The sequence below is a fragment of the Enterobacter sp. C3_dUdeg genome (assembly GCF_057536195.1).
On the sequence record NZ_BAAKFX010000009.1, the window covers coordinates 56,464 to 74,798 of the forward strand.

Annotated in this window: 18 protein-coding genes; 6 read left to right on the forward strand and 12 right to left on the reverse strand. The window is 57.9% G+C overall.

Features of this window, described 5'->3' with window-relative positions; translation table 11 throughout:
• The 3 genes from AC27FC_RS17765 to trmB are packed head-to-tail and all read right to left on the reverse strand — an operon-like array spanning window position 1 to window position 1,819.
• The gene (locus tag AC27FC_RS17765; RefSeq protein WP_143346505.1) at window positions 1-717 is read right to left on the reverse strand and encodes a YggN family protein; all 717 of its coding nucleotides are present in this window, start codon (window positions 715-717) and stop codon (window positions 1-3) included.
• 56 nt (window positions 718-773) lie between these two features.
• Window positions 774-1,100 (reverse strand): YggL family protein, encoded by a 327-nt coding sequence (locus tag AC27FC_RS17770; RefSeq protein ID WP_014885198.1) that lies wholly within the window; start codon window positions 1,098-1,100, stop codon window positions 774-776.
• On the reverse strand, window positions 1,100-1,819 hold the full coding sequence (gene trmB, locus AC27FC_RS17775) for a tRNA (guanosine(46)-N7)-methyltransferase TrmB (RefSeq protein WP_033146613.1): 720 nt from the start codon (window positions 1,817-1,819) through the stop codon (window positions 1,100-1,102). Before trmB ends, AC27FC_RS17770 begins: the two co-directional genes overlap by 1 nt.
• 144 nt (window positions 1,820-1,963) lie before the next feature.
• Between trmB and mutY the strand changes: the two genes are divergently transcribed.
• From mutY to AC27FC_RS17795, 4 genes are all read left to right on the forward strand, one after another.
• Window positions 1,964-3,016: an A/G-specific adenine glycosylase gene (gene mutY / locus AC27FC_RS17780; RefSeq protein ID WP_170864501.1), complete on the forward strand. Its 1,053-nt coding sequence runs from the start codon at window positions 1,964-1,966 to the stop codon at window positions 3,014-3,016.
• 26 nt (window positions 3,017-3,042) lie between these two features.
• The gene (locus AC27FC_RS17785; RefSeq protein WP_023309138.1) at window positions 3,043-3,315 is read left to right on the forward strand and encodes an oxidative damage protection protein; all 273 of its coding nucleotides are present in this window, start codon (window positions 3,043-3,045) and stop codon (window positions 3,313-3,315) included.
• 56 nt (window positions 3,316-3,371) lie between these two features.
• Window positions 3,372-4,448, forward strand: a complete 1,077-nt coding sequence (mltC, locus tag AC27FC_RS17790; RefSeq protein WP_033146615.1) for a membrane-bound lytic murein transglycosylase MltC — start codon at window positions 3,372-3,374, stop codon at window positions 4,446-4,448.
• A 272-nt stretch (window positions 4,449-4,720) separates the two neighbouring features.
• On the forward strand, window positions 4,721-5,977 hold the full coding sequence (locus tag AC27FC_RS17795; RefSeq protein WP_029740744.1) for a nucleoside permease: 1,257 nt from the start codon (window positions 4,721-4,723) through the stop codon (window positions 5,975-5,977).
• 79 nt (window positions 5,978-6,056) lie between these two features.
• Here the strand turns inward: AC27FC_RS17795 and citG are convergent, their stop codons facing one another.
• The 8 genes from citG to AC27FC_RS17835 are packed head-to-tail and all read right to left on the reverse strand — an operon-like array spanning window position 6,057 to window position 13,366.
• Window positions 6,057-6,860: a triphosphoribosyl-dephospho-CoA synthase CitG gene (gene citG / locus AC27FC_RS17800; RefSeq protein ID WP_196355074.1), complete on the reverse strand. Its 804-nt coding sequence runs from the start codon at window positions 6,858-6,860 to the stop codon at window positions 6,057-6,059.
• Entirely contained in the window at window positions 6,838-7,377 is a 540-nt protein-coding gene (gene citX, locus AC27FC_RS17805) for a citrate lyase holo-[acyl-carrier protein] synthase (protein WP_196355075.1), read from the reverse strand. The genes citG and citX overlap by 23 nt, the downstream gene beginning before the upstream one ends.
• Window positions 7,378-7,379: 2 nt before the next feature.
• Window positions 7,380-8,897: a citrate lyase subunit alpha gene (gene citF / locus AC27FC_RS17810; protein WP_033146618.1), complete on the reverse strand. Its 1,518-nt coding sequence runs from the start codon at window positions 8,895-8,897 to the stop codon at window positions 7,380-7,382.
• 11 nt (window positions 8,898-8,908) lie between these two features.
• The gene (gene citE / locus AC27FC_RS17815) at window positions 8,909-9,784 is read right to left on the reverse strand and encodes a citrate (pro-3S)-lyase subunit beta (protein WP_048977250.1); all 876 of its coding nucleotides are present in this window, start codon (window positions 9,782-9,784) and stop codon (window positions 8,909-8,911) included.
• Window positions 9,781-10,074 carry a citrate lyase acyl carrier protein gene (gene citD, locus AC27FC_RS17820; RefSeq protein WP_008499773.1) on the reverse strand — a complete coding sequence of 98 codons (294 nt, stop codon included), beginning with the start codon at window positions 10,072-10,074 and terminating at the stop codon, window positions 9,781-9,783. The genes citE and citD overlap by 4 nt, the downstream gene beginning before the upstream one ends.
• 16 nt (window positions 10,075-10,090) lie before the next feature.
• Window positions 10,091-11,113: a [citrate (pro-3S)-lyase] ligase gene (citC, locus tag AC27FC_RS17825; protein ID WP_033146620.1), complete on the reverse strand. Its 1,023-nt coding sequence runs from the start codon at window positions 11,111-11,113 to the stop codon at window positions 10,091-10,093.
• Window positions 11,114-11,123: 10 nt separating this feature from the next.
• A complete protein-coding gene (locus AC27FC_RS17830; protein ID WP_094935397.1) occupies window positions 11,124-11,987 on the reverse strand; it encodes a fumarylacetoacetate hydrolase family protein in 864 nt (287 codons plus the stop codon).
• 17 nt (window positions 11,988-12,004) lie between these two features.
• On the reverse strand, window positions 12,005-13,366 hold the full coding sequence (locus tag AC27FC_RS17835; protein ID WP_033146621.1) for a 2-hydroxycarboxylate transporter family protein: 1,362 nt from the start codon (window positions 13,364-13,366) through the stop codon (window positions 12,005-12,007).
• Between the two features lie 345 nt (window positions 13,367-13,711).
• On the opposite strand from AC27FC_RS17835, the gene AC27FC_RS17840 reads away from it, so the two are divergent.
• Together AC27FC_RS17840 and AC27FC_RS17845 are read left to right on the forward strand one after the other, a co-directional pair.
• Complete coding sequence (locus AC27FC_RS17840) at window positions 13,712-15,337, forward strand: ATP-binding protein (RefSeq protein WP_047060407.1); 1,626 nt, start codon at window positions 13,712-13,714, stop codon at window positions 15,335-15,337.
• Window positions 15,327-16,019 carry a response regulator gene (locus tag AC27FC_RS17845; RefSeq protein ID WP_023309148.1) on the forward strand — a complete coding sequence of 231 codons (693 nt, stop codon included), beginning with the start codon at window positions 15,327-15,329 and terminating at the stop codon, window positions 16,017-16,019. Before AC27FC_RS17840 ends, AC27FC_RS17845 begins: the two co-directional genes overlap by 11 nt.
• 108 nt (window positions 16,020-16,127) lie before the next feature.
• Here the strand turns inward: AC27FC_RS17845 and AC27FC_RS17850 are convergent, their stop codons facing one another.
• A complete protein-coding gene (locus tag AC27FC_RS17850) occupies window positions 16,128-18,263 on the reverse strand; it encodes an ornithine decarboxylase (RefSeq protein ID WP_196355076.1) in 2,136 nt (711 codons plus the stop codon).
• Between the last annotated feature and the right edge of the window lie 72 nt (window positions 18,264-18,335).

Here is an 18,335-nt window from a genome sequence, read left to right on the forward strand (position 1 = left end):
TTACTTAAGCGTCCCCACCAGCGCCTTCCGGCTATCTTCCAGCAACACCACGCGTTTACACACGTCTTTGCCGAACTGCTGGAAATCATCTTCCTGGTTCTTCCACTCGTTCTGAATGGAGGTCTGCAAGCCGCCCAGGCTGCCCAGCACGCCCTGCAGCGGATTACCGCCGCCTTTCAGCACGGCTTTCGCCCCCATTTCGTTGATGCTGTCCTGCAGGATGCCGCCCATCGCCTGGTTCACCAGCTGCTGCCCGTCAGCACGGACCTGATCGATCGCCTTGTAGTGGAACGTCAGGCCGTCGGAGCGCGTCTCGATAATGCGGTTCATCTGCTCTTTAAGCTGCTTATCGAGCTTCGTCAGACGGGTGCGCATATTGCTGCTCTCACCCACTTCTTTGGTGATGATCTTATCCAGCGCGACGCGGCTTTTCTCAACGCGGGTCAGCGCGCCTTCATTAATCCATGGCAGCGCGGTACGCAAATCGGCCTGATAGTCTTTCGCCTGCTCACGCTGTGCGGCAGTCAGGTTGTACTGCTTGCCGTTAAAGGTGACGTTCCCCTGCGGCGTAATCACCAGATTGCCGTTCTCGCCTTTGACCTGCACGGTTTGCGGGCTTAACACCACGTCATCACGCGGGGTGACGCTACATTGATAATCCGCATGGGCGGTGAATCCGGTTGCCATCAAAGCAACAGCCAGCAACGTTTTGCGCATCTTAAACACTCCCTCAGACAAAATGGGCCAGCTAATGCTGGCCCCTTACTGCTTTATTAGTCCCACCAAACGTCGAAAAGTTCGCTGACGCGGACATCTTCGAGCTTGTGGTCTTCAAGCCATTTACGTACCAGGGCCTGATGTTCTTCAGTGCATTTACCCACTTCCTGGGTGCAGATCAGACCTTCCCAGGCCAGGTAGCCGCTACCGTCGAAGGCCAGCTTGTTTGGCTCAATCACGTCATTGATGAACGCATCCACGTCCTGATCGATCTGTTCTACACTGGTGCCTTCCGGGAAACGCCACGCAACGGAGAAGCCCACTTCCTGGAATTCTTCGATGTGCATCTTTTTACGCAGACGACGGCTACGATTCTTTGCCATTATTTCACCCTCTCGAACATTAAGTCCCATACACCGTGACCAAGACGATGGCCACGCTGTTCAAATTTCGTTACCGGACGCGATTCCGGACGCGGTACATAGTCGTTACTCTCAGACTGGTTTTTATACCCGTCCAGCGACGACATCACTTCCAGCATATGTTCCGCATACGGTTCCCAGTCGGTCGCCATATGGAAGACACCGCCCAGCTTCAGCTTACTTTTCACCAGCTCGGCAAACGGCGCCTGAACGATACGGCGTTTATTATGACGTGCTTTGTGCCACGGGTCAGGGAAAAAGAGCTGAACCATGGTTAAAGAATTGTCAGGAATCATTTTATGCAGCACTTCCACCGCGTCGTGACACATCACGCGCAGGTTCTCAACGCCCTCTTCATGGGCCGTTGCCAGGCATGCACCCACGCCCGGGGAGTGGACTTCGATACCGAGGAAGTTCTGCTCCGGTCGCGCTTTCGCCATGGCCACCAGCGAGGTGCCCATACCAAACCCGATCTCCAGCGTGACGGGTGCTTCGCGGCCGAACAGTTCGGTAAAGTCCAGAGGCTGCTCGCTGAACTCAACGCCCATCACCGGCCAGTAGTTGTCCAGCGCATGTTGCTGCCCTTTTGTCAGGCGGCCCTGACGGCGGACAAAGCTGCGAATACGGCGTAGCGGGCGACCGTTTTCATCAAATTCCGGTGAAATGACGTCGTTTTTCATAAAAGAGTTGTCTGCTTGTGAGAATGTTCGGGAAACGGGCATTATCCAAAGTTAAGGCTTCTATGCAAGCATGGGAAAGATCCGGTTTACAGCAGATTGACGCTGTGCTGCAATCTGCGTCCCTGATTATGCGAATCGATGACCATGCAAGCCTCTCAATTTTCAGCCCAGGTGCTGGACTGGTACGACAAATACGGGCGTAAAACCCTGCCCTGGCAAATTGAAAAAACGCCTTACAAAGTATGGCTCTCCGAGGTGATGTTGCAACAAACGCAGGTCGCCACGGTGATCCCTTACTTCGAGCGTTTTATGGCGCGCTTCCCGACGGTGACCGATCTGGCCAACGCCCCGCTGGACGAGGTCCTGCACCTGTGGACCGGTCTTGGCTATTACGCCCGGGCGCGTAACCTTCACAAGGCCGCACAGCAGGTCGCGACGCGCCACAATGGGAAATTCCCGGAAACCTTCGACGAGGTGGCCGATCTTCCAGGCGTCGGACGTTCAACCGCAGGCGCCATTCTCTCCCTGTCTTTAGGCAAGCATTTCCCGATCCTCGACGGCAACGTGAAGCGCGTGCTGGCACGCTGCTATGCCGTCGACGGCTGGCCGGGGAAGAAGGACGTCGAAAAACGCCTTTGGGAAATAAGTGAAGCGGTCACCCCGGCCAACGGCGTCGAGCGTTTCAACCAGGCGATGATGGATCTCGGCGCGCTGGTCTGCACGCGCTCAAAACCGAAATGCGAACTCTGCCCGGTGAATAATCTCTGCGTGGCGTATGCCAACCATTCATGGGCGCAATATCCAGGTAAGAAACCCAAACAGACGCTGCCGGAGCGCACCGGCTATATGCTGCTGATGCAGCACGGCGACGAGGTCTTCCTCGCCCAGCGTCCACCGAGCGGTCTGTGGGGTGGTCTATACTGCTTCCCACAGTTTGAAGATGAAGATTTGCTGCGTGAATGGCTTAAACAGCGCGGGATTGCTGCCGATAACCTGACGCAGCTGACCGCGTTTCGCCATACGTTCAGCCATTTCCACCTGGACATTGTACCCATGTGGCTTCCCGTGTCGTCATTTGCCTCGTGCATGGATGAAGGCACCGCTCTCTGGTATAACTTAGCGCAACCGCCATCAGTCGGACTGGCGGCTCCCGTGGAGCGCCTGTTACAGCAATTACGTGCCGGTGCAATGGTTTAGCATCGACAAGAAAAAGAGGAATGAGTATGGCCAGAACGATTTTTTGTACTTTCCTGCAGCGTGACGCTGAAGGCCAGGATTTCCAGCTTTATCCGGGCGACCTGGGTAAACGCATCTACAATGAAATCTCCAAAGAAGCCTGGGGACAGTGGCAGAAAAAGCAGACCATGCTGATCAACGAGAAAAAACTCAGCATGATGAACCCGGAACACCGCAAGCTGCTGGAGCAGGAGATGGTGAGCTTCCTGTTCGAAGGTAAAGACGTGCACATCGAAGGCTATACGCCACCGGAAAAATAACAGCGTGCGGGGGAAACCCCGCCGTTAAAGCAAACACAACACGCACTCCCGGAATGATGAAAAAACTTTTAGCGCTAGCCCTTGTTGCGCCGTTGCTTGTCTCGTGTTCGTCAAAAAAAGGCGAAGATTACAACGAAGCCTGGATCAAGGACACCAACGGTTTTGACATTTTGATGGGGCAGTTTGCCCACAACATCGAGAACATATGGGGATTTAACGAAGTTCTTATTGCCGGACCTAAGGACTACGTTAAGTACACCGACGCCTATCAGACCCGTAGCCACATCAACTTTGATGAGGGTACGATCACGATTGAGACCATCGCAGGCACCGACCCTGCGGCACGACTGCGTCAGGCGATCGTCAAAACCCTGCTGATGGGTGACGATCCGGGTTCTATCGATCTCTACTCCGATGCCGACGATATCACTATCTCGAAAGAGCCGTTCCTGTACGGCCAGGTCGTCGATCAGACCGGTCAGCCGATCCGCTGGGAAGGTCGCGCCACGAAATTTGCCGACTACCTGCTGCAGACGCGCCTGAAAAGCCGCTCTAACGGTCTGAAGATTATCTACAGCGTCACCATCAACCTCGTCCCGAACCACCTCGACAAGCGTGCGCATAAGTACATTGGGATGGTGCGTCAGGCCTCGCGCAAGTACGGCGTGGATGAGTCGCTGATTCTGGCGATTATGCAGACCGAATCCTCGTTCAACCCCTACGCGGTGAGCCGTTCCGACGCCCTGGGGCTGATGCAGGTAGTGCAGCACAGCGCCGGTAAAGACGTCTTCCGCGCGCAGGGGAAATCCGGCACGCCGAGCCGCAGCTATCTGTTCGATCCGCAGAGCAACATTGATACCGGCACCGCCTACCTGGCGATGCTGAACAATGTGTACCTGGGCGGAATTGATAACCCAACGTCGCGCCGCTATGCGGTGATCACCGCCTATAACGGCGGCGCGGGCAGCGTGCTGCGCGTCTTCTCGAATGACAAAGTGCAGGCCGCGAACATCATCAACAGCATGGCGCCGGGTGATGTCTACTCTACCCTCACCACTCGTCACCCGTCTGCGGAATCCCGTCGCTATCTGTATAAGGTGAATACGGCGCAGAAGAACTACCGTCGCCGGTGATCGGCACACCTTCTCCCCTCTGGGAGAAGGTGTTCTGTTTCCCCTCTCCCTGTGGGAGAGGGTCAGTGTGAGGGCATCAGGCCGCACCTATCCAACCCCACCCATACGAAAATGTTATTTGCATCACAATCCAAACTGCAAATTAATGTGGATTGCATTTTTTTGCGGGAGGTAACAAAACATATTGTTGCCAACTGATAGAATTGCATCAAATAACAACCCTGAATGTTCCCAAAACAACATATCTCCCGCTCACTTGTGAGGAAAGTAACATGAACCTTAAGCTGCAGCTTAAAATATTGTCGTTTCTGCAGTTCTGCCTGTGGGGTAGCTGGCTGACTACACTCGGCTCCTATATGTTTGTGACGCTCAAGTTCGACGGTGCGTCAATCGGTGCCGTATACAGCTCGCTCGGTATTGCGGCTGTCTTCATGCCAACGCTGCTGGGCATCGTGGCGGATAAATGGTTGAGTGCGAAATGGCTGTACATGCTTTGCCATCTGGTGGGCGCGGGGACGCTGTTTATGGCAGCCCAGGTGACCACGCCGGGGGCGATGTTCATGGTGATCCTGCTTAACTCGCTGGCCTATATGCCAACGCTTGGCCTGATCAACACCATCTCCTACTACCGCCTGAAATCCGCGGATTTGGATATCGTGACCGATTTCCCGCCAATCCGTATCTGGGGTACCATCGGCTTTATCATGGCGATGTGGGGCGTGAGCTTCGCAGGCTTCGAACTGAGCCATATGCAGCTCTATATCGGTGCGGCGCTCTCCGTGGTGCTGGCGATCTTCACCCTGACGCTGCCAACCATTCCGGTTTCTAACCAGCAGAAAAACCAGAGCTGGAGCACCATGCTCGGCCTGGACGCGTTCGCGCTGTTTAAAAACAAACGCATGGCGATCTTCTTTATCTTCTCCATGCTGCTGGGCGCAGAGCTGCAGATCACCAACATGTTCGGCAACACCTTCCTGCACAGCTTCGATAACAACCCGCTGTTCTCCGGCAGCTTTATCGTTGAACATGCGTCGGTGATGATGTCCATCTCTCAGATCTCTGAGACGCTGTTCATCCTGACCATCCCGTTCTTCCTGAGCCGCTACGGCATCAAAAACGTCATGCTGATCAGTATCGCGGCATGGATGTTGCGCTTCGGCCTGTTCGCCTACGGTGACCCGAGCGCGTTTGGTACCGTGCTGCTGGTGCTGTCGATGATCGTTTACGGCTGCGCCTTCGACTTCTTCAACATCTCTGGTTCGGTGTTTGTGGAAAAAGAGGTGAAGCCTGAAATCCGCGCCAGCGCGCAGGGTATGTTCCTGATGATGACCAACGGCTTCGGCTGTATTCTGGGCGGCGTGGTAAGCGGTAAAGTGGTTGAGATGTACACCACCAACGGCATCACCAACTGGCAGCCTGTGTGGCTGATCTTCGCGGCGTACTCGCTGGTGCTGTTCTTCGCGTTCATCGCGCTGTTCAAGTACAAGCACGTGCGCGAGCCGCACGGTGCGCAGCCGATAGCGCATTGATTGTTGTGCCCGGTGGCGCTGCGCTTACCGGGCCTACAAAACCAGACCGTAGGCCGGGTAAGGCGAAGCCGCCACCCGGCTATTTTATTGCAGAGAGCACCCACCCCACCGACAGCAAATCCGCGCTGCCGCCCGGGCTCAGATTGCGTTCAATCAATGCCTTATCCATCTTAAGCAGCGCCTCGCGATCCCAGCCACTCGCCAGTAATTCCCGCGCGTAGCCCTGAACGTAGCGTAGCCCTTCAATGCCGCCGCGCGACACGAGATTGCTGTCCTGATTAACCGCCATCAGGCGCAATAGCAGGCCGTGAAGCGACAGTCCGCTCCACTGCGCCAGCGCCTTACGCGCCGTCGCAAAGCCGCTTTCCGCCTCACCGCGCGCGCCGGTTAAGCCGTACTGCTGAAACTGCCGCTCGCCCGCCGTCTTCTGCCCGCTGCGCGCGGCCAGCTCCCGCGACACCAGCCCGCTGCAGATGTTACTCACCTCACAGCAGAGGCTGTCTGCGGAGATATTTTTCACACGTCCGGCAGCGAAGCACAGTAAACCCAGGGCAAAAATCCCGCCCTTGTGGGTGTTCACTCCGTTCGTCGCGGCGTACATCGCCTGCTCGCAGGCCATCCCCATCGGGCGGATAATGCGAAGCTGTGCGTCAGCGGGTTTATCTGCATGCGCGTTACCGAGTTCGGCAAAGCGCGAAAACCACGGCGTTATCGCCGCAATGCTGCGGACGAACAGCGCGTGATCCATATCGCGATGGGAACCGTTATTGAGCTTGTCCACCAGCCCCGGCTTGGGCGTCAGCTCCAGCTCCTGCCATAGCGCCGCTTCGGCAAGCGCGGGCACGTCAACCGGGCGCGGTTTAGTCGCGAGCAAACCAGTCATCGATCGTCTTCTCCACGCGGGAAACCACCTGCTCAACGGGGTGATTGCGCGAACGGGAACAGGCATGAGCGGGTTCGTCACAGATCAGGCAGCGTCTGAGGTTTGCCCCCAGCGACTGACGCCCGACGTGGCCGTGCTGAGGGCAAATCACGTCCAGATCCCAAAGCCTGCCGAGCGGGTGCGTCTGCTCCAGCTCCGCGCAGTGCGCTTTGATTTCCACCGCGGGATGGGCCACGCACCACAGGGCTTCTGGCCCGGTCGGGAGCCACAGCACCTGACGGTCCAGCACCTGCCAGCGGTTTTCCCACAGCAGCTGGTCGCACATTTGCAGCGCCACGCCCATGGTATTGCGATACCGCAGGCTGTCTTTGATTTCCCCTGGTGTGACCAGCGTGAGGGAAATCACCGGTTGTTGATAGTGCTCAAGCATGTCAGCCTGGCGCGCTGCGCGGCGCTCTTTCGCCGCCAGCAGTTCCTCCAGGCTGACACCCGCCCGCACGGGTGTCGCTACTGTCATAACTACTCCTTTACCTGTCGCACGGTGTCGATCACGCTGCCGTCGCGGTAGCGGATCACCCCGACGATTTTGTCGGTAAATTCAATTGGTTTCGGTACGCCCGTCAGGGAAATCGCCCGTTCGTAAAGCGCGCTGATATCCACAACTTTGAGCCCGGCTTCCAGCAGGCGCTCGCGGATCTCCGGGCGCGCCGGGTTGACCGCAATGCCGTGATCGGTGACCAGCACGTCGATGCTTTCGCCCGGCGTGAGGCGCGTGGTGACGCGCTTCACTACCGTTGGAATGCGGCTGCGCAGCAGCGGCGCGACGACGATGGTCAGGTTTGCCGCGGCGGCCACGTCGCAGTGTCCGCCGGACGCCCCGCGCATCACCCCGTCGGAGCCGGTGATGACGTTGACGTTGAAATCAACGTCGATTTCCAGCGCGCTGAGGATCACCACGTCGAGCTGGTCGCAGCTTGCCGCCTTGCTACCGGGGTTGGCGTAGACGTTGGTGGAGATCTCCACGTGGTTCGGGTTGCGCGCAAGCGAGGCCGCCGCCTGGCCGTCGAAGCACTGGGTATCGAGCAGCTTTTCGATGAGCCCCTTCTCGTGTAAATCCACCAGGCTGCCGGTGATGCCGCCGAGCGCAAAGCGCGCCTTCACGCCGCTGCGCTCCATCTTCTCTTCCATAAAGCGCGTGCAGGCGGTCGCCGCCGCGCCGGAGCCCGTCTGCATCGAGAAGCCCGGTTTGAAGTAGCCGGAGTGTTCAATCACGTCCGCCGCATAGCGGGCGATCATCAGCTCGCGCGGGTTGCTGGTGACGCGCGCCGCACCGACGCTGATTTTCGCCGGGTCGCCCACGCTTTCAACCTGCACGATGTAGTCCACCTGGTCCTGCACCAGGCTGGCGGGCATATTCGGAAACGGCACCAGTTCTTCAGTCAGCAGCACTACTTTACGGGCAAAGTGCGCGTCCACCATCGCGTAGCCCAGGGACCCGCAGCACGATTTACCGTGCGTGCCGTTGGCGTTGCCAAATTCATCGCTGCACGGCACGCCGAGAAACGCTACGTCGATATTCAGCTCACCGTCCTGGAGCAGCTTCACGCGCCCGCCGTGGGAGTGGATTTGCACCGGCTCGTCCATCAACCCGTGGGAGATGGCGTCCGCCAGCCTGCCGCGCATGCCCGAGGTGTAAATCCGGGTGATGACGCCGCTTTCGATATGCTCGATCAGCGCGTCGTTGCAGGTCATCAGCGAGCTGGAGGCCAGCGTCAGGTTTTTGAAGCCCATTCGCGCCAGCAGCGCCACGACGGTGTTGATCACCCGGTCGCCTTCGCGAAACGCGTGGTGGAAGGAGATGGTCATCCCGTCCTGGAGGCCGCAACGCTTAACCGCCTCTTCAACAGAGGCGCAGAGCTTGCGGCTGTGCTTCGCCTCGCTGTCCGACAGCCACGGCGTGGCGCTGTGGGCGGTATCAAAGGGTTTTAAGTCCCTCAGAGGGGGAAAGTTCACGTGAAGAAGTTCTGTCTGATTCATTATTTTTATCCTTACCGACGCACGCCGGAGGCCGCCGCGCGCTCCAGCACCACCTGCGCGTGGTTAATAATCGGTGCATCCACCATTTTGCCGTTGAGCGACACCACGCCCAGGCCGTTACGCTCGCCCTCTTCTGCCGCCTCAATCACCCTTCTGGCGTGATCCACCTCTTCCTGAGTCGGGGCGTAGGCGTTGTGCAGCAGGTCAATCTGGCGCGGGTTAATCAGCGATTTGCCGTTAAAGCCCATCTTGCGGATCAGATCGACCTCGCGCAGGAACCCGGCCTCGTCGTTAACGTCTGACCACACCACGTCGAAGGCGTCGATGCCCGCCGCGCGGGCGGCGTGCAGCACGGCGCAGCGGGCGTAGAACAGCTCGGTGCCGTCGCCGCGCTCGGTCTGCATGTCCATCACGTAGTCAAAGGCGGCCAGCGCAATCCCGATGAGGCGCGGAGAGCTGCGGGCAATCGCCACGGCGTTGATGACGCCAATGGCCGATTCAATCGCCGCCATCACGCGGGTGGAGCCAACCTCGCGGCCGCACTCCTGTTCGATACGCTCGAGATGGCTTTCCAGCTCGTAGATATCGTCCGGCGTGTCGGTTTTCGGCAGGCGGATCACGTCCACGCCGGCCCGCACGGCGGCTTCCAGATCCAGCAGGCCAAATGGCGTGCTGAGCGGGTTAATACGCACTACGGTTTCGATATCCTGATACATCGGGTGCTGCAGGGCGTGGAACACCAGCATGCGCGCGGTATCCTTCTCGCGCAGGGCGACGGCGTCCTCAAGATCAAACATGATGGAGTCGGGACGGTAGATAAAGGCGGTTGAGAGCATGGCGGCGTTAGCGCCCGGCAGGAACAGCATGCTGCGGCGGAGTTTGCTCATTTCAGCGCCCCCCAGTTGATGGCCTGTTCATCGGCGGCACGCATCAGCGCGCTTTGCAGGCGGGCGCGGATCACACAGTCCAGCGCCCCTTTGTCTTCAATAATGATTAATCCCTGGTGCACGTTCATGGCGCGCAATGTGTCGTTGACCACCTGGCGAATCTGCTCGCCAAACTGCTTAATCACTTCACTGTGGATGACTATCTCCAGCTCGCCGTGAGCGGGAGCGATTTTCACCATCAGGTCGCTGGACTCCTGCGTTCCGGCCAGCGCCTCCCTTACAATTTTCATGATAAATTCCTGGTAGTTAAGCGACTTCCGCACTCGCACGGTAATGCGTTTCGAGATGCGCGAAGGTGGAGTCCGGGACAATCTCCCGGATCCGGGAAAACTGCTGTGTCTTCAGTAAGCGGCGCACTTCGGACGCTGAAATAGCGTTGCCGGTGGCCTTGATGCGCGGCATTTCCACCACCTCGATATGCGAGGCCAGCAGGTCGTGCAGCGTCTGGTTGTACTGGCGGGTGATATCGCAGAACGGCTCCGAGCCGATGAAGCGGTGCGTGATGCCGAGCGCCGGGGCGATGAAGTCCCGGAAGATCAGCACGTCGATCTCGCTCCACGCCTGCTGCACTTTGCCGGTCTCCTTCAGGAAGTAGGCCGGGAAGGTGGCGCGGGAGATGATGTACTGCGAGCCTTCATGCACCAACACGTTCGGCAGATGCGCCACGCCCGCGCGCACCATCTCGAGGCGAGCGCTGAACGGGAAGAACGAGGCGTCTTCACGCACCACGAACAGGTGCAGGGCGTCGCACCGCTGCGCCGCCTGCTCCACCAGATGGCGGTGGCCGAGGGTGAACGGATTGGCGTTCATCACTATCGCGCCAACGTTCTCCCCGCACTTGCGCTTCGCGCGCAGGGAACGGCAGTAGCGTTCGATCCCCTGCGGGGTGTTTTCCATCAGCACCGCGTTGTTCCCGCTCTGGGCAATCGGCCAGAAGCCGCTGCGGGCAAAGCGCTCCCGGTTGCACGGACGGGTGCAGAGGAAGAGATGAAAATGGCCGCACTCCAGCGCTGCATTTTCCACCTCTGCAAGCAGCCGCGCGCTGAGGTTCTCGCCGCGAAGCTGCTCATTAACCGCCACGCATTTGATGACGTTGGCAGCAAGCCCTGCGCAACCCACCAGCTGCGAGCCGGACCAGGCTTCGACAAACAGCGTGATGTCGTTGTCCAGGCCAAGGCCGCTGTCTGCCAGCAGGTAGCGGATCTGGCTTAAGCGTTCCGGGTGTTTCGCCACCAGCGTGTGGCGAAAATCGATGGGTTGACTGTTCATGCCGTCTTTCTTAATGTGCTGCCGCAAGCCCGACGGCTGGCGCTTCCACGATCACGTTGCTGAGATGACCGATATGCTCGATCTCCACCTCAATGCGATCCCCTTCCTTCATAAACAGCGGCGGATTGCGCTTTTTACCCACTCCGCCCGGGGATCCGGTGATGATCACATCGCCCGGGCTGAGGCGGGTAAAGGTGCTGATGTACTCGATCAGCTCCGCCACCTTGTGGATCATGCTGCTGGTGTTGTCTTCCTGCACCATGCGGCCGTTCAGCCAGGTGCGGATCGCAAGCTGGTGCGGATCCGGGATCTCATCTGCCGTCGCCATCCACGGCCCAAACGCGCCGGTTTTGCGCCAGTTTTTACCGGCGGTGAACCAGGTGTGCTGCCAGTCGCGGGCGGAGCCGTCCATGTAGCAGCTGTATCCCGCCACGTGGCGCAGAGCGTCGTCGCGGCTGATGTTCTCCCCACCTTTGCCGATGATCACCGCCAGCTCGCCTTCATAGTCGAATTCACTGGAGTGGCGCGGCTTCAGCACCGGCTCGTTGTGGCCGGTCTGTGAATCCGGGAAGCGGACAAACAGCGTCGGGGCCGGGTTATGCTGGTCAAACTCCTTGCGCTTGTCGGCATAGTTCATGCCCACGCAGAGGATTTTTTCCGGATGCTCAATCACCGGTAAGAAGGTGATGGCGCTCATCGGCACGTCCACGGCGTCGTTCAGGTAAGGGGTGGCCTGCGCCAGCCCGTTGCCCTGCAGCAGCGCCTTGAGGTCGCTGTAGCGGTCGCCGAGACGGCGGCCTAAATCAATCACGCCGTCGGCCTGGACGATGCCGTAGCTGCGTTTTCCCTGGTATAAAAAGCTTGCGAGTTTCATTGTTCTTTCCTGAAAACTTAAACGAGGAAGTTGCCCAGAATCAGCAGTGAGACAGAGACGTTAATCGCCCCGCCGATACGGGTAGCAATCTGGGCGAACGGCATCAGGCTCATACGGTTGCCTGCGGTCAGGATCGCCACGTCGCCGGTACCGCCCTGGCCGCTCTGGCAGCAGGAGACGATGGCGACATCAATCGGGTGCATACCAATCTTTTTGCCGACGAAGAAGCCGGTTGCCACCAGTGCGGAAACGGTGCTGACAATCACCAACAGGTTGCTGACGGTGAACGCCGCCACCAGTTCATGCCAAGGGGTGATAGCTACGCCGACGGCGAAGAGGATTGGGTAGGTCACGGAGGTCTGGAAGAATTTGTACACCACCTGAGAGCCTTCCAGCAGACGCGGAGAGGCGCCGTTGCAGAGTTTCACCAGGACCGCCATAAACAGCATGCCAACTGGTGCAGGCAGGCCAATCAGCTTGTGGCCGAGCATGCCCAGCATGTAGAGCAGCACCGCCAGCAGCGCGCCGGAGGCAATAGTGGTGACGTCCGCTTTGCCGGAAAACGCAGGCTGAGAGACGGTGGCATCGGCATTCGCGCGGTTAGGCATCAGCTGTCCTTCACCGGTCAGGTGCGGGAAGCGTTTACCGAGCTGGTTCAGGCAGCCGGAGATGATGATTGCCGTCAGACCGCCGAGCATTACCATCGGCAGCACGCGGCCGAGTGCCACGCCCTGGTCCATGTGCAGCAGGGTGGCATAGCCGATGGAAAGCGGGATTGCCCCTTCCCCGACGCCGCCCGCCATAATCGGCAGAATGATAAAGAAGAAGATCTGGAACGGCTCAAGACCCAGCGCCAGGCCGACGCCCATTCCCACCAGCATGCCGACAACTTCACCGCACAGCATCGGGAAGAAGATGCGCAGGAAACCCTGAATCAGCACCGTGCGGTTCATGCTCATGATGCTGCCGACGATAATGCAGCAGATGTAGAGATAGAGAATGTTGGTGGATTTGTAGAACTTGGTGGTGGACTCGACCACCACGTCCGGCAGCAGGCCATAGTAGACCAGCGCGGAAGGGATAAAGGTGGCGCAAATCGCCGCCGCGCCGAGCTTGCCGACAATCGGCAGGCGTTTGCCAAACTCGCCGCAGGCAAAGCCGAAGAAAGCCAGCGTTGCCACCATGACCACGATATCGCTCGGCAGTTTTCCGCCCAGGCAATCAATCGCAATCAGCGCGCCCGCCAGAACGAACAGCGGCAGAGGAATAATCCCAACTTTCCAGGTATCCATAATATGCCACCAGCGCTCTTTGAGCGAAGGCCGCTGAATTTCAATCGGGTCGTGGGTAACAGAGAAAGAATCGTCAGTTGTGCTCATAATAAGCCCCTTGGTTATTTTGTGCGTTCAGCTTAGAGTCACAAAGGCTTACTTTATGTGAGGGATGGCATATTAAAAGCGAAGTTTTAATGGCAGCTATGGTTTTAATGGTTTCTTTTATTTAATGTGATTTATACCTTATTTATTGCCGTGGTTTTTATGGTTTCTTTTCCGAATTGAACAAACAAATAACATTTGTTCGCGCAGCCAGAAGCACGTTCGCCTTCAGGATAACTCTTTTACAGCGCCCGCTGTGCAAGGGATCACAAGTTTTCGGCAAAGCGGGCGTCAGCACGAAAAAAGATGATATATTGGCGATCTTTGCTGCTACCTCGCGTGATAGTTATGAAAGTCTCTTTCCAGATTAAGCTGTTTATTTCGCTGGTTGCCTTTTTCTCGGTGCTTTTCGCGCTGCTGGGCGGATATTATTATGCCGACGTCGGGAAACAGCTTTATCAGGAAATGAGTACGCGTGCCAAAATACAGGCTGAAGAGATTGCGCTTATTCCGACATTGCGTAATGAAGTTGAACAAAAGAATATCAACGCCATCCATGATTTTATGCAGAAGATTTCTGCGCACAGTGACGCCAGCTTTATTGTGATTGGTGATAATAAAGGGCAGCATCTTTTTCACTCCGTCTTTGCCGACAGAGTGGGCACAACCCTGGTTGGCGGAGACAATGAAGCCGTATTGCAGGGTAAAAGCACCACCACCATTCGCAAAGGCGGGCTGGGCATTTCGCTGCGCAGTAAAGCCCCCATCTTCAACGCCGCCGGACAGGTGGTCGGCATTGTTTCGGTAGGCTATCTGACCAGCTACCTTGATACCATTACCGTCAGCAAAGTGGTTAATATCCTGATTGCCGCCGTGCTGCTGCTGATCGCTCTCTTTATCTTCTCCTGGTTCTTTACCCGCAGCATCAAGAAGCAGATCTTCTCCCTTGAGCCGCGCGAGATCGGCCTGCTGGTGCGCCAGCAGAAGGCGATGATGGAATCTATCTATGAAGGGGTGATTGCCATTGACGATCGGCGGCGGATTGAAGTCATCAACCAGGCGGCGCGCAAGCTGCTGGGCCTGAGCCAGCCGGCCCGCGAGCTGCGCGGACAGCTGATAAGCCAGGTGATCGATCCGGTCCCGTTCTTCGACACGCAGACGATGCTGGCGAAAGATACCCATGACGAGATTTGTCGTTTTAACGATCTCACGGTGATTGCCAGCCGGGTGCACATCATGCTTGAGGGGTCGCTGCAGGGCTGGGTGATCACCTTCCGCGATCGCAACGAGATCGACTCGCTGAGCGCCCAGCTCAGCCAGGTAAAACGCTATGTCGATAACCTGCGCATTATGCGCCACGAGCAGTTAAACAGGATGACCACCCTCTCCGGCCTGCTGCATATGGGCCGCTATGAGGAAGCCATTGGCTACATTCAGGCGCAGTCGGAACATGCCCAGGAGCTGCTGGACTTTATCTCTTCGCGCTTCAGTTCCCCGACTCTGTGTGGCCTGCTGCTGGGGAAAGCCGCCCGCGCGCGGGAGAAAGGCGTAGAGCTGTGTTTCGACCCGGGCTGTCGGCTGGACAGACCCTTCCTGCCCCTTGGGGAGCAAGAGCTGATTTCAATTATTGGCAACCTGTTGGATAACGCCATCGAAGCAACACAGCGGTCGCCGCTTCCCCACGCGCCGGTAGAAGTGCTGATAAAACTCAGCGAACAGGAGCTGATTATTGAAGTCGCCGACCAGGGCGTTGGCATTACACCGGAGATGCGTGACCGGATCTTTGAACGCGGCATTACCACCAAAACACGCGGCGATCATGGGATTGGCCTGTATCTGATCGAAAGCTACGTCACACAGGCTGGCGGCGCGATAGAAGTTGCCGATAATACCCCGCGCGGCGCCATTTTCTCCTTGTTTATCCCGGCCACGGGAATCGCCCGGCAACTGGAAGACACCGACTATGCAACATGAACTTATCGACGTACTGATTGTTGAAGACGAGAACGAACTGGCGCAACTGCACGCGGAGCTGATAGGCAAACACCCGCGTCTGAGGCTGGTAGGCATTGCCTCGTCGCTGGCTGCGGCCCAGGCAGAGCTTGAAAGCAAACAGCCGCAGCTCATGCTGCTGGATAACTATCTGCCGGACGGCAAAGGCATCTCGCTTATCAATAACCCCATGCTGGCCCGCGCCAACTGCTCGGTGATTTTTATTACCGCCGCCAGCGATATGGACACCTGCAGCCAGGCGATTCGCAACGGCGCGTTCGACTACATCCTCAAACCCGTCTCCTGGAAGCGGCTCAGCCAGTCGCTGGAGAGGTTCGTGCAGTTTGCGGAACAGCAGCGCGTGTGGAAGATTGTCGACCAGCAGAACGTGGATTCGCTGTATCAGCTCCAGGCGAAAAACTACCGCCTGGACAACGGCAGTAAAGGCATTGAGGAAAATACGCTGGCGCGTGTGCAGACGCTGTTCAACGACAAGGCAACGCACTGCTTTACCGTGGATGAGGTGGTGAGCGAAACCGGATTAAGCAAAACCACCACCCGGCGCTATCTGGAGCACTGCGTAGAGGCGGGTTTTCTGACGGTGGAGATGCTGTACGGCAAGATTGGGCATCCGAGGAGGATGTACAAGCGTAGTGCGGTTTGATGAAACGTTCCCCCTCACCCCGGCCCTCTCCCCAAAGGGGCGAGGGTGAAAAGACGGCCCCGTACAATCCCCTCTCCCCTTTGGGGAGAGGGTTAGGGTGAGGGGGGGCTACCTTAATACATAACCATACAGCCGCTTAATCCCGTCGGCATCCTTCTCGCTGTAAACCCCCTGCAGCTCCGGCGAGAAGCCCGGCAGCAGGTTGATGCCCTCCTCCAGCGCGAGGAAGTAACGCTGTACCGCCCCGCCCCAGACCTCACCCGGCACCACGCACAGCACGCCCGGCGGATAGGGCAGCGCCCCTTCGGCAGCAATGCGCCCTGCGGCATCACGTATGCGAACCAGCTCCACGTCACCGCGAATATAGGCCCGGTTCGCATCCTGCGGGTTCATCACTACCTCAGGCAGGCTCTCCTTGCGGAACATCGCCTTCTGCAGATCCTTCACGTCAAAGCTGACGTAGAGATCGTGCATCTCCTGACACAGCTGGCGGAGGGTATAATCCCGGTAGCGCACCGGGTATTTCTGGAAGATCGTCGGCAGCACGTCCGCCAGCGGCGTGTCGTCTTCAATATGCTGTTCGAACTGGCCCAGCATCGCCACCAGCTGCGCCAGCTTCTCGCTGCTTTCGGCAGGCGTCAGCAGGAACAGGATCGAATTGAGGTCGCATTTCTCCGGCACGATGCCATTTTCGCGCAGGTAGTGCGCCAGAATCGTCGCCGGGATCCCGAAATCCGTGTACTCCCCGGTTTCGGCATCGATACCCGGCGTGGTCAGCAGGAGCTTGCACGGGTCGACAAAGTACTGCTCGCGGGCATAGCCCTCAAAGCCGTGCCATTTGGCCCCCGGCTCAAAGCTGAAGAAGCGCAGCTCGCCGGCAATGGCGTGCGTCGGATGATCCTGCCACGGCCGCCCCGCCACCACCGGCGGGATAAACGGTTTGATCATATGGCAATTCGCAATGATTGCCTTGCGCGCCTCAATCCCCAGCTCGACGCACTCCGCCCACAGCCTGCGTCCGCTTTCACCTTCGTGGATCTTGGCATTCACATCCAGCGCGGCGAACAGCGGATAAAACGGGCTGGTGGAGGCGTGCAGCATAAACGCGTTGTTCAGCCGCTTGTGCGGGCAGAAACGCGCCTGACCGCGAATGTGGTTATCCTTTTTATGGATCTGCGACGTTTGCGAGAACCCGGCCTGCTGTTTATGCACCGACTGGGTCACGAAAATTCCCGGATCGTTCTCGTTCAATTCCAGCAAGAGCGGGGACGTTTCCGCCATCATCGGAATAAACTGCTCGTAACCCACCCATGCGGAGTCAAAGAGGATGTAGTCGCAGAGATGACCGATCTTGTCGATCACCTGGCGGGCGTTGTAGATCGTCCCGTCGTAGGTGCCAAGCTGAATGATCGCCAGGCGGAACGGGCGCGCCTCGTCGGCCTTCTCCGGCGCCGCCTCGCGGATAAGATCCCGCAGATAGGCATCGTCAAAGCAGTGGTCGTCAATTCCGCCAATAAAGCCAAACGGGTTACGCGCGGCCTCAAGATAAACCGGCGTGGCGCCCGCCTGGATCAGCGCCCCGTGGTGGTTAGACTTATGGTTATTGCGATCGAACAGCACCAGGTCGCCGCGGGTCAGCAGCGCGTTGGTCACCACCTTATTGGCCGCTGAGGTGCCGTTCAGCACGAAGTAGGTTTTGTCCGCGTTGAACACTTTCGCCGCGAACTTTTGCGCGTGCTTGGCGGACCCTTCGTGGATCAGCAGATCGCCCAGCTTCACGTCGGCGTTGCACATGTCGGCGCGAAACACGTTTTCACCGAAGAAATCATAGAACTGTCGCCCTGCCGGGTGTTTTTTGAAAAATGCCCCGTGCTGGTGGCCCGGACAGGCGAAAGTGCTGTTGCCCATCTCCACATACTGGCTCAGGGTATCAAAAAAAGGCGGCAGCAGGTTCTCTTCGTAGCGGCTGGCAGCGCTCTCCAGTTCCAGAAACTCCTGAGCTTTACCCGAGATGACCGCGGTGGCGCCGTCGGGTACGTCCGTTGGCTCCTGCGAGAAAATAAACACCGGTAAATGAAAGCCCGTGCGTTTCAGCAGAGCAAGAATGCCGCTGCGACTTTCAGCTGTTGTGATGACGACGGCCGCCACATCGGTAAAATCAGTGCTGTCCAGCGTCACCTTTTCGCGGTGCGTAGACACAGTGGAGAGCAGCTCGCGGCTGACGGCAATTTTCATGGTTTTCATAGGCGCAGTTACCCTCACCGAGCGGTGAGACAGGGAGGAGAAAATTCGCGCAATAATGTCACCTTTTATTTT

What these genes read in the sequence shown, in the direction of transcription:
- AC27FC_RS17765 (WP_143346505.1), bottom strand. Translation starts at nt 717, where the DNA reads ATGCGCAAAACGTTGCTGGCTGTTGCTTTGATGGCAACCGGATTCACC.
- AC27FC_RS17770 (WP_014885198.1), bottom strand. Translation starts at nt 1,100, where the DNA reads ATGGCAAAGAATCGTAGCCGTCGTCTGCGTAAAAAGATGCACATCGAA.
- trmB (WP_033146613.1), bottom strand. Translation starts at nt 1,819, where the DNA reads ATGAAAAACGACGTCATTTCACCGGAATTTGATGAAAACGGTCGCCCG.
- mutY (WP_170864501.1), top strand. Translation starts at nt 1,964, where the DNA reads ATGCAAGCCTCTCAATTTTCAGCCCAGGTGCTGGACTGGTACGACAAA.
- AC27FC_RS17785 (WP_023309138.1), top strand. Translation starts at nt 3,043, where the DNA reads ATGGCCAGAACGATTTTTTGTACTTTCCTGCAGCGTGACGCTGAAGGC.
- mltC (WP_033146615.1), top strand. Translation starts at nt 3,372, where the DNA reads ATGAAAAAACTTTTAGCGCTAGCCCTTGTTGCGCCGTTGCTTGTCTCG.
- AC27FC_RS17795 (WP_029740744.1), top strand. Translation starts at nt 4,721, where the DNA reads ATGAACCTTAAGCTGCAGCTTAAAATATTGTCGTTTCTGCAGTTCTGC.
- citG (WP_196355074.1), bottom strand. Translation starts at nt 6,860, where the DNA reads ATGACTGGTTTGCTCGCGACTAAACCGCGCCCGGTTGACGTGCCCGCG.
- citX (WP_196355075.1), bottom strand. Translation starts at nt 7,377, where the DNA reads ATGACAGTAGCGACACCCGTGCGGGCGGGTGTCAGCCTGGAGGAACTG.
- citF (WP_033146618.1), bottom strand. Translation starts at nt 8,897, where the DNA reads ATGAATCAGACAGAACTTCTTCACGTGAACTTTCCCCCTCTGAGGGAC.
- citE (WP_048977250.1), bottom strand. Translation starts at nt 9,784, where the DNA reads ATGAGCAAACTCCGCCGCAGCATGCTGTTCCTGCCGGGCGCTAACGCC.
- citD (WP_008499773.1), bottom strand. Translation starts at nt 10,074, where the DNA reads ATGAAAATTGTAAGGGAGGCGCTGGCCGGAACGCAGGAGTCCAGCGAC.
- citC (WP_033146620.1), bottom strand. Translation starts at nt 11,113, where the DNA reads ATGAACAGTCAACCCATCGATTTTCGCCACACGCTGGTGGCGAAACAC.
- AC27FC_RS17830 (WP_094935397.1), bottom strand. Translation starts at nt 11,987, where the DNA reads ATGAAACTCGCAAGCTTTTTATACCAGGGAAAACGCAGCTACGGCATC.
- AC27FC_RS17835 (WP_033146621.1), bottom strand. Translation starts at nt 13,366, where the DNA reads ATGAGCACAACTGACGATTCTTTCTCTGTTACCCACGACCCGATTGAA.
- AC27FC_RS17840 (WP_047060407.1), top strand. Translation starts at nt 13,712, where the DNA reads ATGAAAGTCTCTTTCCAGATTAAGCTGTTTATTTCGCTGGTTGCCTTT.
- AC27FC_RS17845 (WP_023309148.1), top strand. Translation starts at nt 15,327, where the DNA reads ATGCAACATGAACTTATCGACGTACTGATTGTTGAAGACGAGAACGAA.
- AC27FC_RS17850 (WP_196355076.1), bottom strand. Translation starts at nt 18,263, where the DNA reads ATGAAAACCATGAAAATTGCCGTCAGCCGCGAGCTGCTCTCCACTGTG.